Source organism: Pantoea sp. Mhis, from assembly GCF_009830015.1.
This window is the reverse complement of record NZ_SZZX01000010.1, coordinates 1-14,337: the sequence shown is the minus strand read 5'-3', so window position 1 is coordinate 14,337 and position 14,337 is coordinate 1. Positions and strand designations below refer to the sequence as shown.

10 protein-coding genes are annotated in these 14,337 nt (G+C 25.9%); 7 read left to right on the top strand and 3 right to left on the bottom strand.

Translation table 11 applies throughout. The features are described 5' to 3' along the window. From yidD to rpmH, 3 genes are read right to left on the bottom strand one after another with little or no spacing between them, the layout of a single operon-like run. Positions 1-261: a membrane protein insertion efficiency factor YidD gene (gene yidD / locus FD727_RS03695; protein ID WP_159938811.1), complete on the bottom strand. Its 261-nt coding sequence runs from the start codon at positions 259-261 to the stop codon at positions 1-3. Next, positions 222-593, bottom strand: a complete 372-nt coding sequence (gene rnpA, locus FD727_RS03690; RefSeq protein WP_370515975.1) for a ribonuclease P protein component — start codon at positions 591-593, stop codon at positions 222-224. The genes yidD and rnpA overlap by 40 nt, the downstream gene beginning before the upstream one ends. Before the next feature lie 6 nt (positions 594-599). Continuing rightward, positions 600-743: a 50S ribosomal protein L34 gene (rpmH, locus tag FD727_RS03685; protein WP_159938810.1), complete on the bottom strand. Its 144-nt coding sequence runs from the start codon at positions 741-743 to the stop codon at positions 600-602. A 424-nt stretch (positions 744-1,167) separates the two neighbouring features. On the opposite strand from rpmH, the gene dnaA reads away from it, so the two are divergent. The 7 genes from dnaA (at position 1,168) to FD727_RS03650 (ending at position 13,670) form a co-directional block, all read left to right on the top strand. Then, a complete protein-coding gene (gene dnaA / locus FD727_RS03680; RefSeq protein ID WP_370515974.1) occupies positions 1,168-2,655 on the top strand; it encodes a chromosomal replication initiator protein DnaA in 1,488 nt (495 codons plus the stop codon). Between the two features lie 5 nt (positions 2,656-2,660). Beyond that, complete coding sequence (dnaN, locus tag FD727_RS03675; RefSeq protein WP_159938808.1) at positions 2,661-3,761, top strand: DNA polymerase III subunit beta; 1,101 nt, start codon at positions 2,661-2,663, stop codon at positions 3,759-3,761. 477 nt (positions 3,762-4,238) lie between these two features. Further along, entirely contained in the window at positions 4,239-6,656 is a 2,418-nt protein-coding gene (gene gyrB, locus FD727_RS03670; protein WP_159938807.1) for a DNA topoisomerase (ATP-hydrolyzing) subunit B, read from the top strand. 1,677 nt (positions 6,657-8,333) lie between these two features. Then, positions 8,334-9,149 (top strand): sugar phosphate isomerase/epimerase, encoded by an 816-nt coding sequence (locus FD727_RS03665; RefSeq protein WP_159938805.1) that lies wholly within the window; start codon positions 8,334-8,336, stop codon positions 9,147-9,149. A gap of 314 nt (positions 9,150-9,463) precedes the next feature. Beyond that, entirely contained in the window at positions 9,464-10,375 is a 912-nt protein-coding gene (gene rnz / locus FD727_RS03660; protein WP_159938804.1) for a ribonuclease Z, read from the top strand. Between the two features lie 522 nt (positions 10,376-10,897). Continuing rightward, positions 10,898-12,940 carry an oligopeptidase A gene (prlC, locus tag FD727_RS03655; RefSeq protein WP_159938803.1) on the top strand — a complete coding sequence of 681 codons (2,043 nt, stop codon included), beginning with the start codon at positions 10,898-10,900 and terminating at the stop codon, positions 12,938-12,940. A gap of 16 nt (positions 12,941-12,956) precedes the next feature. Next, positions 12,957-13,670: a class I SAM-dependent methyltransferase gene (locus FD727_RS03650; RefSeq protein ID WP_370515973.1), complete on the top strand. Its 714-nt coding sequence runs from the start codon at positions 12,957-12,959 to the stop codon at positions 13,668-13,670. Positions 13,671-14,337: the final 667 nt, after the last annotated feature.

The window sequence follows — 14,337 nt, the reverse complement described above, 5'->3', positions numbered from 1 at the left end:
TTAATATTCTCTGGTATCAAATTTTGATGGTACAGGATCATTGCCACCGGAATTTAAAGGATGGCATCTTAATACACGTCTAATTGTTAACCAACTTCCTTTTATCAAACCAAAGCGATATAAACATTCTATTCCATAGCGTGAACAAGTGGGATAAAATCGGCAGTGCGAACTCAATAAATAACGACTAATGACGCACTGATAAATACGTATTAGAATGATTACGAATTGTTGTATACTAGCAAATAATAATGACACCATAATTTTTCCAATGTTTTCGTCAATACTTGATTATTAAGATCGCTGATACCGTGTTTTGCTAATATTACGAAATCCATTTTTGGTAGACTGTATTGATGTAGACGAAAACTTTCTCGAGATAATCTTTTTATTCTATTGCGTTCATGAGCGTATTTTACATATTTCTTAGAAATAGCAAAACCTATACGTGGACATTCAAGTAAATTATATCTTCCAAGTATAGTAATATATGATGTACTGATTCGTTTTGGCTCTTGAAAAACAAAAGAAAAATTCATAGAATTTAATAAACGTAGTTTTTTAGAAAAGAAAAAGTTTTTCACTAATGTTATCTTTCTTTATTTAGATATTTTTGTTAAATGGCTACGTCCTTTAGCACGCCGCCTTGCTAAAATTTGTCGACCATTTTTAGTAGACATTCTAACACGAAAACCGTGAGTACGATTTCGTTTTAATATAGATGGTTGAAAAGTACGTTTCATGGTGTTTGCTACCTAAAATTAAAATTTCACTAAAAGCTTGAATTTTTCAGTTCATTATAATAACTAATATTATTATTTTTTGCATATATAAGAATGGGTCATCTTAATAACTGTATTGACTAAAGTCAACTTACTTTACAAGTGTATTATTCAATCTATATTAAATAAATAAATTATTTTTTTTGGATCAAAGTCTTATATAGAAATTTTATATAAAATATAAATAGTTTTAATCTGCAATAACTGGATATTGCTTACAATTAATTTTTAGTAACTTAGAAAATTTACTTTTATAAATAAATTACATGTAGAATAGAAAAATATTTTTTGTAACTTTGCATTATTATGAATTTATCTTTATAGAATAACATAGAATTTTAAGAAAGAAACTAGCATAAGTAGCAGTAATAATTAAACATTTTTGATGTCTATATCAAATGTATGTTTCTATATATTTCATTGTCTAAAAATTCTTATTGAATTTGTAAGATTGGAGTACGCCGTGTCATTTAAGCTTTGGCAACAGTGTGTTGCTCGCTTGCAAGACAAACTTTCTGCTACTGAATTTAGTATGTGGATTCGCCCACTGCAAGCTGAATTAAATGGTAATATACTAGCCTTATACGCCCCAAATCGGTTTGTACTTGACTGGGTTCAAGAAAAATATTTTAACAACATTCACTCATTATTAAATGAATTTTGTGGTGCTAACATTCCGTTATTACGTTTTGAAGTAGGCACACGTCCTATATCAGAGGAGGTTATTGTAGAACAATTAATCACAACAAATAATAGTTTTCAAGTATTTACATCAATAGAGCATCGTTCAAGTAAAACACAAATATTACAACCTAGTTGGGATTCTATGTCAGTTCCCGTAGATGTAATTTACCGTTCAAATGTCAATAATCGCCATAGTTTTGATAATTTTATAGAAGGTAAATCTAATCAATTAGCCCGCGCAGCAGCAAGTCATGTAGTAAATAATCCTGGAGGAGCATATAATCCTTTATTTCTTTATGGAAGAACTGGTTTAGGAAAAACTCATTTATTACACGCTGTAGGTAATGGTATTATTGTATGTAAACCTAATGCAAAAGTAGTGTATATGCATTCTGAACGATTTGTACAAGATATGGTAAAAGCAATACAAAATAATGCAATTGAAGATTTTAAGCGTTATTATCGCTCAGTTGATACTTTGCTTATTGATGATATTCAATTTCTCGCTAATAAAGAACGTTCTCAAGAAGAATTTTTTCATACTTTTAATGCTTTATTAGAAGGTAATCAACAAATTATTTTAACATCAGATCGTTATCCTAAAGAAATTAATGGAGTAGAAGATCGTTTAAAATCCCGTTTTGGTTGGGGATTAACAGTCGCTATTGAAGCACCAGAATTAGAAACACGAATAGCAATTTTAATGAAAAAAGCTAATGAAAATGATATTAATTTACCTCATGAAGTAGCATTTTTTATTGCAAAACATCTTCATTCTAATGTACGTGAGTTAGAAGGAGCATTAAATCGTGTAATTGCTAATGCTAGCTTTACCGGTAATGATATTACAGTTGATTTTGTACGTGACGTTTTACGAGATCTTTTAGCATTACAAGAAAAATTAGTTACTCTTGAACATATACAAAAAACTGTGGCTGAATACTATAGATTAAATCTAAAAGATTTATTATCTAAGCGACGTTCTCGTTCTGTATCCCGTCCTCGTCAAATAGCAATGGCGATGGCAAAAGAACTTACTAATCATAGTCTACCGGAAATTGGTGACGCATTTGGTGGACGGGATCATACTACTGTTTTACATGCATGTCGTAAAGTTGATCAGCTATGTCAAGAAAGTCTCAATATTAAAGAAGACTTTTATAAACTTATTAGAATATTATCTTCATAATATATATGAAATTTGTATTAGAACGTGAGAAATTATTAAAACCTTTACAACTAATAAATAGTCCAATCATAGGACGTCCAACTTTGCCAATTCTTGGGAATATATTACTGCAAGTAATCGAAAGAATGGTGATATTTACTACTACTGATTTAGAAATTGAAATGATATCACGCATATCATTAAACCAAAATTATGAATTAGGAGCTACTACTGTATCTGCTCGTAAATTTCTTGATATTTGTCGAGGATTACCAGAAAAATCAGTAATCAATGTTGTATTGGAAAATGATAGATTATTAGTGTATTCTCAACGTATTCGTTTTTCACTTGCTACTTTATCACCTAATAACTTTCCAAATCTGGATAATTGGCAAAGCCAATTGGAATTTACATTATCACATATCACATTAAAACGCTTAATTGAATCTACACAATTTTCTATGGCACAACAAGATGTTCGTTATTGTCTTAATGGCATGATGTTTGAAACTGAAGGTAAAGAATTACGTACCGTTGCTACTGATGGGCATCGGTTAGCGGTATGTTGTATGCCAATTCAACAAACATTACCGAAATCTTCCGTGATCGTACCTCGTAAAGGAGTTATTGAACTATCGCGATTACTAAATAATGATGATAAACTATTACGAATACAAATTGGCAATAGCAATATCCGTGTGCATGTTGATAATTTTACTTTTACATCAAAATTGATAGGGGGAACTTTTCCTGATTATCGTCGTGTTTTACCAAAAATTACCGATAAATTTCTAGAAGCAAATTGTGATTTAATAAAAAAAGCTTTTACACGTGTAGCTATTATTTCAAATGAAAAATTTCGTAGCGTTCGTATTTACCTTACGACAAATCAAATTAAGATTACTGCTAATAATCCTGATCAAGGAGAAGCAGAAGAAATACTTGAAGTCAGATATCTTGGAAGTGATTTGGAAATGGGATTTAATGTTAATTATATAATAGATGTGCTAAATGTACTAAAATGTGAAAGAGTCCGTTTTTTACTAACAGATTCAAATTCTAGTATACAAATCGAGGATGTTAATAATCAAATAGCAATATATGTAGTTATGCCAATAAGATTATAAAAAATAATTTTTAATTACTAATTTTGGTTAAAGCTATTATAAATGATATATTTATTTAAAAAATTTATTAGCTTTAGTTTTTAAAACTTTATTTAAATAAAATTAATTATCTCTTTAGTATGCTTATTAACTAAATAATATTAGTTTAATTGAGAATAAAGTATGTTACACTAGGAGTTTTATTTATAGAAATAAATATTATAATACATATAATCCTAAATATTATTTAAATAAATCTTAAAATTCTAAAAAACAAAATAGCATATATATAATATATTTTTAAGAATGTTTGAAGATATTACAATATTTATCTTAATTGTTTTATTTAAAAATCTATTCATATTATTATATATGTAATTAATATTGATTGAATTTTATATTCTATCAATATTTTATGTATTGATAGAATATAAATTGAATAAAATCTAATTTATTAGATAAATAGCTTCGTCATTGTTAAATAAGAGAGAAATATTAATGTCGAAATCTTATGATGCTTCCAGCATAAAAGTTTTAAAAGGACTAGATGCAGTACGAAAACGTCCTGGTATGTATATCGGTGATACAAATGACGGAACTGGTTTACATCATATGGTATTTGAAGTTGTTGATAATTCTATTGATGAAGCACTTGCTGGTTATTGCAGTAATATTATTGTTACTATGTATACAGATGATTCTATCTTAGTGCAAGATAATGGACGAGGTATGCCCACTGATATGCATTTAGAAGAAGGTATTTCCGCCGCTGAAGTAATTATGACTGTATTACATGCAGGTGGTAAATTTGATGATACCTCCTATAAAGTATCAGGTGGGTTACATGGTGTAGGTGTTTCTGTAGTCAATGCTTTATCGCAAAAATTAGAATTGACTATTTATCGCGATGGTAAAATACATCATCAGATTTATGCAGATGGTGTTCCAAAAACTCCGTTAAATATAATTGGATATACTGATTTAACTGGAACAAGTGTTCGTTTCTGGCCAAACAAAAAAATATTTACTAATATTATCAAATTTAAATATGAAATTTTAGCAAAACGTTTACGTGAGTTATCTTTTTTAAATTCTGGAATATCCATTTATCTTGAAAATAAATATGATAATAAAAACGAACATTACCACTATGCAGGTGGAATTAAAGCGTTTATTGAATACTTAAACTATAATAAAAATCCAATACATTCTAATATATTTTATTTTTGTACTGAAAAAGACAATATAGGTGTAGAAGTAGCACTACAATGGAATGATGGTTTTCAAGAAAACATATATTGTTTTACTAATAATATTCCACAGCGTGATGGTGGTACTCATGTAGCAGGTTTTCGTGCAGGAATGACTCGTACTTTAAATACTTATATGGATAAAGAAGGTTATAGTAAAAGAGCAAAGGTTAATGCCATAGGTGATGATGCTCGTGAAGGTTTGGTAGCAGTTATTTCAGTAAAATTACCTGATCCAAAGTTTTCATCTCAAACTAAAGATAAATTGGTTTCTTCGGAAGTTAAATCTGCAGTTGAACAGCAAATGAATGAAATGTTAAATGAATACTTACTAGAAAATCCATCTGATGCAAAAATTATTGTTAGTAAAGTTATTGATGCAGCACGTGCACGTGAAGCAGCGCGTCGTGCACGCGAAATGACTAGACGTAAAAGTATACTCGATTTAACTGGTTTGCCTGGTAAATTAGCAGATTGTCAAGAACGGGATCCCGCATCATCTGAAATCTACCTAGTTGAAGGTGATTCTGCTGGTGGTTCAGCTAAACAGGGACGTAATCGTAAAAATCAAGCAATTCTACCATTAAAAGGTAAAATTCTTAATGTTGAAAAAGCACGTTTTGATAAAATGCTTTCTTCACAAGAAGTAGCTACTCTTATTACTGCATTAGGATGTGGGATTGGTCCAGATGAATATAATCCCGACAAGCTTCGTTATCATAATATAATTATCATGACTGATGCAGATGTAGATGGAGCTCATATTCGTACATTACTTTTGACTTTTTTCTATCGTCAAATGCCTGAAATTATTGAACGTGGACATGTATATATTGCTCAGCCTCCTCTTTATAAAATAAAAAAAGGAAAACAAGAATATTATATTAAAGATGATGAATTATTAGATCAATATCAACTCACAAATGCATTAGATGGTGCAATATTAAAGCTTAATTCTAACAAAATAATATTAAGCGGAGATAAATTAAATAAATTATTAATTGAATTAAATAGTATTCAAAAAATGATCAAATGTATGGAACGTATTTTTCCATCTGTTGTTTTAAAAGCATTAATCTACTATCCAAAATTAACTATAGATAAACTTAATAGTAAAATTAATGTAAAAAATTGGATAAATGGATTAGTAAGTTATTTGATTAAACATGAGGTCAATGCTAGTAATTATAAAGCACAAATACATGAAAATCATAAAAGTAATTTATTTGAACCTATGATTACTGTATATACATATGGTATATCTACAGATTACTTAATAGATTTTAATTTTCTCAATGGATTAGAATACAGTAAACTGTGTAAGTTAGGTGATAAATTACGTAATTTAATTTTTGATGGAAATTCACGTATAATACGTGGTGAACATTTTCAATTAGTAGTGAGTTTAGAGCAAGCTTTAGAATGGTTAATACAAGAATCACGGCGTGGTTTATTTATACAGCGCTACAAAGGACTAGGTGAGATGAATCCAGATCAATTATGGGAAACGACTATGAATCCAGCTAGCCGACACATGTTACGTGTAACTATTAAAGACGTTATAGTAGCAGATCAATTATTTACTACTTTGATGGGTGACGCAGTGGCTCCTCGACGTGCTTTTATTGAAGAAAATGCATTAAAAGCGATCAATATCGATGTTTAAATCATTATTTTGTACAGGAATTTTGAATATTTTTCTCAAAATTGAAATATTTAATATATTAATATATTAAATATGATCAAGGTAATTTATTCATTAAAATACAACTAATTATGTAATATTAATAATTAGTTTAATTATTAATATCATTATGTTAAATAATTTAATTTATTAAAATTTAAAATAACTTTATATAATAAAATATATTATTATATAACTTCTAAAATAAATTAAGTTGATGTATTTAATATTCAAAAAATAAAGTTAATAATCGATATAACAGATCATTAATGTTATTTAAACATAACAAGTTCTTTATGTAAACTTATAAGTAAATTACAAGTATTAAGTTTAAATTTTTATTGAAAATAATTTAACCAAATGATTTATAATATCATAAGTCTGTATCTTTAAATAATTTAATACTTGCAATATTAATTCATACAGCAATAAAGATTAAAATAATGTACTGATTATTATTAAGATTATGTAAAAATTTTACATTAAAACTATATTTCTTATATAGAAAATATAGTTTATATTTTGATTGCTATAATCAAAAATTATATTGAAGATATTAATGCGTTCACATTATTATTTCATTTTTAATAAAAGTATATTAATTAAAATTAATGTTAATCTTATATATTAAATGAAATTTAAATATATTTCTTTAAAATTATTTTACATGTACCATTCAATTATAATAATGAGATTAGTATAACCTATACTACAGTAATTAAAATTGTTATTGATTTTAAATCAAATCAACTAATAATGCTTAGAATAGATATATGTTATAACAACATATTAATTAATTGGGTTATTGATATATATTTTTAATTTATTTAATAAAGAATATTACTAATAATAATTCAAGCGTATTAATTAAATCAGTTATTAAGTATTAATTTAATATTAAGATAAATTAAATTGGATTACTTCAAAGTGAAGTATAATAATAAGTATTAGATAAAATTATAAAATTTAATTAATTATTAATTTATATATTTTGCACAACTGATATCTAAGTAAGAAATATTTAATTACATAATAAAGTTAAATTCAATTTAGCAAGTTTAATATAAATAAAATTAAAAATATTGTAATTTTATCTAATATTTAAATTATATTATTATATAACAATCTATATTATATATAATAATATAATAAATTTACTTTCATTTTTATAATTAAATAATTACATTATAATTTTAATTTATCTTAAAGTATATAAGTTTATTTTTTAAAATAAAAGACAGTATTTTTGAAAAGATTTAATTAAATTTTCAATTTAATTATACATCTAATTGAAAATATATTAATTATTTGTATGATTATTAATCAATATTAGAAAACTATTAATAATAAATTAAATTTAAGAAATTCTAGATCTATATTGATTTAGTCATGCATGGTTAATTATTTTTATTTCATTTCATAATAATATTCTATATTATAAGTAATTTTTTAAAGAATATTAAACATAATAATTTTTATTATTCATATATTACAATTATATAGTATTCCACTACTAGCAAATAATTTCAGTTAATGTAAAAGAAACTTTTACATTTATTTAATAAAATTTATAAAGTTTAAAATTATAGTTATGTATGATGCAATTTATATAAGTAAAGTTAAAATTGATTATTTTCGATAATTAAGGAGATATCGTTAATGATCAGTAATCCTAAATTTCTTAACTTGGTATTGTTAAACGGTGAACCAGAACGTAAACTTTGCGCTGCAAGAAGAGCAGGTTTTGAGCAAGTAGAGATATGGAAAGAAGATGTACAAGCAAGTACACAAGGTGCTATTGGATTAGCACAACTCGCTAAACAGCAGCAACTAAGTTTTACTAATTTACAAGTATTACGGGATTTCACTGGGATACCAGATATTGAACGTTATCATAAACGTCAAGAATTATATCAATTTATTCAAATAGCTAATAAATTAGGTTGTGATACTATTCAAGCACCTGCTAGTACCCGTAAAGATTGTATAGCTGAGCGTATTGATGAGGATCTCTGTTGGATGGCTTTAGAACTTGCTCGTTATAATATGCGAATTATGTATGAGCCTATGGCTTGGTGCAGTATAGATAATACGTTGCCTCAAGCATGGAAAAGATTAAAGAGATTAAAACAACCTAATATTGGATTAGTAGTTGATTTATTTCATATATGCGCTTTAGGAGGTGATGAATCTCAATTAGATGGGATTCCAGTTGATCAAATTTATGAAGTTCAGTTATGTGATATAGCAGCTATACCTGCACAAAAAAATGAAGATTTAATATTTGTTGCACGTCATCAACGTTTATTACCTGGTGATGGTATTATCAGAATTGAATACTTTATCGATAAGCTAAAAAAATCTGGTTATAATGGACCAATAGGAATTGAAGTATTTAACGATTTATTACAAAAACAACCTGCTGAAATCGTTGCTCAACAAGCATGGCAAGCTTTAAATCGATATTGGCCTTAATAGAATTTTAAGTGTGATTTTTAAACTGAGATTATTTTTTGTACTTATTTTACTATTTATAATAATTAATATTGAAATATTCATCAACATTCTATCATTAATAAATATATACAGTCGATTATTGCTTTTTATAATTGTAAGTTTATACATAGATTTAAATCTAATAATATAATTGCATAATAATATTTATTTAATTTTATTTTTTAATAATTATATATATATAATTATTCAGTTACTTAAAGTCAATCTTAAAAATATAAGAATGGTCTTTGCCAATAATTTAATTTTAAGATTTATTAATAGGAAAGTATAATATGCAAATGACTTTTCTTGGCACTGGGGCAGGAGTACCTAGTCAATATCGCAACGTAACTGCTATTGCATTAACTTTATTTAAACGTAATAATATTTGGCTATTTGATTGTGGTGAAGCAACACAACATCAATTTATACGTACAAAACTTAAACCAAGTAAATTACAAAAAATTTTTATTACTCATTTACATGGTGATCATATTTTTGGTTTACCTGGATTACTTACTAGTAGATCAATGTTTGGAATTCCAGAACCTATAACTATTTATGGACCAAAAGGTATTCGACTTTTTGTTGAAACAATATTACATTTAAGTGGTTCTTATACTAATTTTTTATTAAATATTATTGAAATTGAAGCAGGTTTAGTGTTTGATGATGGGGAATTTAAAATTACAGCATGGCCCATGAATCATGTAATTGAATGTTACGGTTATCGTATTGAACAGTATGATAAACCTAGTTGTCTTGATGCAGATAAGTTAAAAGCGGATGGTGTTCCATCTGGTCCATGGTATCAAGAATTAAAAAATGGTAAATGTATTCAATTAAAAGATGGTAGAGTAATTAATGGGATTAATTATCTTGGAGCATCGAAAAAAGGTAAAATATTAGTGATTTTTGGCGATACTGGTCCAACAAAAGTAGCATTACAGTTAGCAGAAAATGCAGATGTAATGGTACATGAAGCTACTTTAGAAGCTTCATTAGCAGAAAAAGCTAATATCCGTGGTCATTCAACAACAGTACAAGCAGCTCAAGTAGCTAAAGAAGCAGGAGCAAAAAAAATGATTGCTACTCATTTTAGCTCACGTTATTTATTACAAGATCGCGCAAAATTATTAGCAGAATGTCAATCTGTATTTATGCCTACTGATTTAGCATGTGACTTTGCCGTTTTTGATATATAAAATTATTTATCAAACATAAATACATCAATAACAATAATCTATTATATCAAATTATAATAAATTAAGATTATGAGCTATTAAGTATCAATGAATAGCAAGAAAATAAATAAATCTTTAGTAGTTTCAATATTAACTAATAATTAATTATTTTACTATTTAATTATAGAAGTTAATTACCATGTTTATACATGCATATTAATAGCTCACTAGCTTATTTTACAAAATATATTTTTATTAAGATAGAAATATATAGGTAAACTTTATTAGTACTAAGAATATAGTATTTTCATATATAAAAATAAATTAAATTATATTTATTCATTTAAAATTGTTGAATAGATTTGTAATTTCTTATATAAATAGATTTTATTATCTTATATTTAAAATAAATCATTATAGATTTAAGTATTTTTATGTTAATCTATTAAAGATTTTATTTTGTTTATTACTGCACTAAATACTTTTAATATTATTTAAAATAAATATTTATATTTAGCCCTTTAATTTTAAAAAATTATTATTATGAATAATCCTTTGCTCATACCTTTTATTTTACCACCTTTTTCTACTATAAATGCTGAACATATAGTGCCTGCTATTAGATCAGTATTAAATGATTGTTATGTATTAATAGAGCGCACATTATCACAATGTAAATGTCATCCATGGGAAAATTTAATTCAACCAATCGCAGAAATAAATGATCGTTTAAATCGTATTGTTTCTCCCATTAGGCACTTAAATTCAGTGAAAAATAACGTAGTATTTCGAAAAGAATATGAAAATATATCATTATTATTATCACAGTATAATAGTTGGTTAGGGCAGCATAAAAATCTATATAATGTATATAGTAATTTTAAGAAAAATAATAAATATTATTTATTAAATGATATTCAAAAAAAAGTAATAAAAAATAGTTTACGTGATTTTAGATTATCTGGTATTCTTTTGAATAAAGAAGCGAAAAAGCGTCATACTGCAATTATAGTACGTTTATCTGAATTAAGTTTAATTTATAATAATAATGTGCTTGATGCTACTATGAATTGGAGTAAGTTAGTCGTTAATAAAGACGAATTGTTAGGAGTACCAGAAGATATTTTACATTTAGCTAAAAAATATGCCGAAACTAAAATACAAAATGGTTGGTTAATAACACTTGATATTCCTAGTTATTTACCAGTAATGACATACTGCGATAATAGTGAACTCCGTGAACAGCTATATCTAGCTTATTCGACTCGTGCTTCAGAACAAGGACCACATGCAGCTAAATGGGATAATAGTTTAGTAATGATTGAAATTCTAAATTTACGTTATGAATTAGCTCAATTACTAGGATTTAATAATTATTTTGATAAATCCATTACAACTAAAATGGTAAAAAATAAGTCACAAGTAATTAATTTCTTAAATGAACTTTTAAAAAAAGTACGTCCACAAGCTAAAAAAGAATTCTCTGAACTATGTTCTTTTGTTAAAACAAAATTTTCTGTTGACAATATCAATCCATGGGATTTTGCTTATTATAGTGAGAAGTATAAATACCATCTTTATAAAATAACTAATGAAGAATTACGTCCTTATTTTTCAGAAAATAATGTAATTAAAGGGTTATTTAAAGTAATACAGCTCATTTATGGTCTTTATGTAAATGAACGTACTAATATTGATGTATATCATGAGGATGTACGATTTTTTGAATTATTCGATGAATCTCAAGAATTACGTGGAAGTTTTTATCTCGATTTATACATGCGTGATTATAAACGTAGCGGTGCATGGATGGATGATTGTGTTAATCAAATGAGGAAACAAGATGGTAGTTTACAAAAACCAGTTGCTTATTTAACATGTAATTTTACCCCTCCTATGCATAATAAACCATCGTTATTTAGTCATCATGAAGTCATTACTTTATTTCATGAATTTGGTCATAGTTTGCACCATATACTAACTAACATTGAAATACCAGAATTTTCCGGAATTAATGGTGTACCATGGGATGCAGTAGAAATTCCAAGTCAGTTTATGGAAAACTGGTGTTGGGAACCTGAAGTATTAAAAATTATTTCAAGTCATTATGTCACTGGTGAATCATTACCGAAATCTTTATTAGATAAACTTTTATTATCAAAAAATTATCAGTCTGCTTTATCTCTTTTGCGTCAAATAGAATTTTCTTTATTTGATTTTTATTTACATACTGACTTTAAACCTGATAAAGATAATCAAATTATTGAACTTCTATATAAAATAAAGCAAGAAATTGCTATTGTACCAACTAAGGAATGGGAAAGATTTCCACATAGTTTTAGTCATATTTTTTCTGGAAATTATGCAGCGGGTTATTATAGTTATTTATGGAGCAATGTATTATCTGCTGATGCTTATTCACGTTTTGAAGAAGAAGGTATTTTTAATCGTCAAACAGGACAATCATTTTTAGATAATTTTTTAGTTCATGGAGGATCTGAAGATCCTATAAAACTATTTAAACTGTTTCGTAATCGTGAGCCTAAAATTGATTCTATGTTAAAACATTATGGAATTCAACCCTGAATTTAAGGATTATCTTTTGTTATATTTAGAAAATTATGAATATTTAAAAGAAAAAATTAAGGAACCTTTATTTTTAGCATCAACACCGATGCATCTTGAATTAAGAAAATTAGATGAACCTAAAATGGGTGGTATTTTTGTTGATTTTATTTCTAGTGCAATAACATATCGTCGACGTTTTTGTAAAAAAAACAAAGAAGCTTTAGTAAAAGCAATAGGTATTAAAAGAAATTATTTACCTAATGTAATTGATGCAACAGGTGGTTTAGGTCGTGATGCTTTTATTTTGGCATCAATGGGTTGTCATGTAATTATGATGGAACGTAATCTAATAGTAGCATCTTTATTATACGATGGTTTAAAACGAGGATACTCGAACATTATAATAGGTCATTGGCTACGAGAACGTTTAAGTTTATTACATACTGTAAGCCAATATAGTTTAAGTAAGATGATAAGAACATCTACTGATGTAGATGTTGTATATCTTGATCCTATGTACCCTAATACAGGAAAGAAACATGCTCTTGTTAAAAAAGAAATGAGAATTTTACAGTTATTAGTTGGAGAAGATAAAGATGCAGATACATTACTTGAACTTGCTCGTACTTTAGCAAAACAACGAGTTGTAGTTAAAAGACCTCAATATGCTCCACCATTAGGTGGAATACAAACAAATTCAGTAATTAAAACTAAAAAACATCGTTTTGATATTTATCAACCTATATGAAATTATATTAATTAATTTATTTATTAATATAAAAGTAATTTATATTTTATTACTATTGTTAATAGTAATAAAATATTCTTATATGAATATAGATAAATTATTATATTTTATATTAAATATTTTTAAAAATCTTTATTACATTACATAAATCATTATTTATTAATAAGATTTATTTATGTTAATAATTTTGACGTATATATTTTATAACAGTAGTAAATACGCTCTTTTTATATAGAAATAAAATTTATTTTTAAAAAGCATTTTATGCTGAAAATAGTTTTTATTAAACAGTTAATATTTATGGCTATAAATATTAACTGTTTAATAAACATATAAATATAATTATTAATTTGAACTAATTTAGTATAATTTTAAATAAGATATTTAAAATTATAGATTATAAATTTAATTATAAAATTAAATTTAAGTTAAATGCTTTTTGATTTATTAACATATATGAACTTTTAAAATAATAGTAATAATAAATATATGGATTAGAATAATATATAATATATAATATGTTAATTAATTAATATTATATTAAACTAATTTCTATACATTTAAAATATCATGAAAATGATATAAATTATTATATAGGTATTATTTATAATTAAATTACATATAAAATGTTTATTTGTAATTCATTAAGTTAAATTAATATTGAATA

Excerpts from the sequence above, each read along its gene's own strand:
- dnaA (WP_370515974.1), top strand. The coding sequence starts at position 1,168 with ATGTCTATATCAAATGTATGTTTCTATATATTTCATTGTCTAAAAATT.
- dnaN (WP_159938808.1), top strand. The coding sequence starts at position 2,661 with ATGAAATTTGTATTAGAACGTGAGAAATTATTAAAACCTTTACAACTA.
- FD727_RS03665 (WP_159938805.1), top strand. The coding sequence starts at position 8,334 with ATGATCAGTAATCCTAAATTTCTTAACTTGGTATTGTTAAACGGTGAA.
- rpmH (WP_159938810.1), bottom strand. The coding sequence starts at position 743 with ATGAAACGTACTTTTCAACCATCTATATTAAAACGAAATCGTACTCAC.
- prlC (WP_159938803.1), top strand. The coding sequence starts at position 10,898 with ATGAATAATCCTTTGCTCATACCTTTTATTTTACCACCTTTTTCTACT.
- yidD (WP_159938811.1), bottom strand. The coding sequence starts at position 261 with ATGGTGTCATTATTATTTGCTAGTATACAACAATTCGTAATCATTCTA.
- rnz (WP_159938804.1), top strand. The coding sequence starts at position 9,464 with ATGCAAATGACTTTTCTTGGCACTGGGGCAGGAGTACCTAGTCAATAT.
- gyrB (WP_159938807.1), top strand. The coding sequence starts at position 4,239 with ATGTCGAAATCTTATGATGCTTCCAGCATAAAAGTTTTAAAAGGACTA.